Origin of the sequence: Kouleothrix sp. (assembly GCF_046328425.1) — a bacterium.
Classification (GTDB): domain Bacteria; phylum Chloroflexota; class Chloroflexia; order Chloroflexales; family Roseiflexaceae; genus Kouleothrix.
The window spans coordinates 1-2,245 of the sequence record NZ_JAXLWP010000060.1 but is presented as its reverse complement, the minus strand read 5'-3'; the positions used below and the strand labels follow the sequence as shown (position 1 = coordinate 2,245).

Sequence of the window (2,245 nt, the reverse complement as noted above, 5' to 3'; positions counted from 1 at the left end):
GTCGGCCATCACGGCGGCGGCGGGGCCGTCGGCCACCACCGCGCCGTCGTTCACCACCACCACGCGCCGGGCGTAGCGCGCCACATTAGCCATGTCGTGTGTCACCAGCAGGATGGTGATACCCTGGGCGTTGAGCGCCTCGGCCAGCTCCATGATCTGGCGCGCGTCACGGTGATCCTGCCCGGTGGTCGGCTCGTCGAGCAGCAGCACCTGCGGGCGCATGGCCACGATCGCCGCGATGCACAGCTTCTGCTTGTCGCCGCGCGCCAGAAAGCGCGGGAAGGTGTCGCGCAGGCCGGCCAGCCCGAACTGCTCGAGCGCGGCCTCGGCGCGCGCGGCGACCTCGGCCTCGCCCAGGCCGAGGTTCTTCAGGCCGAAGCGGATCTCGTCGACGACCGACCCGGCGAACAGCTGGTCGTTCGGCTCCTGGAAGATAAAGCCGATCCGCCGCGCCAGCTCGGACACCTTGGCCCGGCGCGTGTCGAGGCCGTCGATCAGCACGCGGCCGCCGCTGGGCTTCAGCAGGCCCAGGATCAGCTTCATCAGCGTGCTCTTGCCCGAGCCGTTGCTGCCGATGATCGCCACGAACTCGCCGCGCGCGAACGCCAGGCTGGCGCCGCGCAGCACCGGCGCGCCCAGGCGGTAGCCGAAGCTCACGGCGTCGAGCCGGATGAGCGGCTCGCCCGGCGCCTGCGGCGCGCCCGCGGCCGGCGCGACGGCCGCGGGTGTGGCGGGGGCATGCGCCGCCAGCGCCGCCGCCAGCACCGGCATCGCTTCTTCCTCGGTCAGCGGCAGCTGCGGCCAGCCCAGCGCCGGGCTCGACAGCGCCAGCTGGGCGACCTGCGGCAGGCGCACGCCCGCCTGCGCGAACAGCTCGGGGCGGGCGAAGGCCGCGCGCGGCGGGGCGTCGAGGAGCACCTGGCCGGCGTGCAGCAGCACCAGCCGGTGGGCGTGGCGCGCCAGCAGCTCCAGCTCGTGCGACACCAGCACGATCGTGGTGCCAAGCTCGCGGTTCAGCCGCTCGCACAGCGCGAAGATCTTGCCGACCATCAGCGCGTCGAGCTCGCTGGTGGCCTCGTCGAGCACCAGCACCTCGGGGCGCGAGACCATCACGGCGGCGATGGCCACGCGCTGCTTCTGGCCGCCCGAGAGCGCCTGCGGCGAGCGCTGCGCCAGGTGGCTGATCTCGAGCAGCGCCAGCGCCTCGTGGGCGCGCGCGCGCGCCTCGGCGTGCGAGAGCCCCTGGCTGAGCGGGCCGAGCAGGCACTCCTCCTCGACCGTCGACATCACCAGCTGCGCGTCGGCATCCTGAAACACCAGCCCGACGCTGGCCGAAAGCTCGGCGACCGTGAGCGCGGCGGTGTCGCGGCCGCTCACGTGCACCGCGCCGCGCAGCTCGCCCTGGGTGTAGTGCGGGATGAGCCCGTTCAGCGCCTGGCACAGCGTCGTCTTGCCCGCGCCGGTCGAGCCGACGAGCCCGACGAACTCGCCGCGGCGAAGCGCCAGATCGACGCCGCGCAGCACCGGCGCGGCGCCGGTAGGGTAGCGGTAGTGCAGGCCGCTGACAGTGATGATTGCGTCGGTCATATGCGGCGGCGTAGGCGCGGGCTCAGGCGCGCGCGGCCAGCATGCCCTGGCGGATGAGCGCGGGCCGCACGGCGCGGTAGAGCAGCGGCGTCAGCACCAGCGCGATCAGCCAGGTGGGCAGCGCGACGCCGAGGAAGCCCGAGACCCACCAGGCGGCGAAGCCGGTGCCGAAGCTGGCGCCGAAGCGCCCGAACGACTGGCCGGTGAACGGCGTGCCAAGCAGGCCCAGCCAGGTAAACAGCGAGAACAGCGTCCACGATACCAGCAGCACCAGGCTGACGATGCCGATCACCTGGGCGTTGCTCAGCTCGCGCCCGTCGCGCCCGAAGGTCTTCGCCAGCAGCGCGGCCAGCAGGAAGCTGCCGCCGTGCGCCGGGATGTTCGCCAGCGGGAACGGGCTCGAGGTGGCCAGCATCGTGAGCAGGCCGGTGGCGAGCGCGATGCCGGCGAGCGGGCCCCAGCCCAGCCCCGGCGCGATCAGCAGCGCCATCAGCACGTAGATCGCGATGCTGGGCGCGAGCTGCGCGCCGCCGATCTGCAGGATGCGCCCGGCGGCGTGGGCGATGAAGACGATCGCGAGGAAGGCGGCGGCGAGCGAGATCTGGCGCGTGTTCATGGGCATTGCTCCATCGTCTCAGTGAGCAGGCCTGCGCTGCCG

2 protein-coding genes are annotated in these 2,245 nt (G+C 73.2%); both read right to left on the bottom strand.

The features are described from left to right. Positions 1-1,587: ABC transporter ATP-binding protein (locus U0177_RS28895; protein ID WP_409574162.1), on the bottom strand; the 1,587-nt coding region annotated here is incomplete at its 3' end. Between the two features lie 22 nt (positions 1,588-1,609). After that, positions 1,610-2,203, bottom strand: a complete 594-nt coding sequence (locus U0177_RS28890; protein WP_409572633.1) for a hypothetical protein — start codon at positions 2,201-2,203, stop codon at positions 1,610-1,612. Positions 2,204-2,245 lie beyond the last annotated feature (42 nt).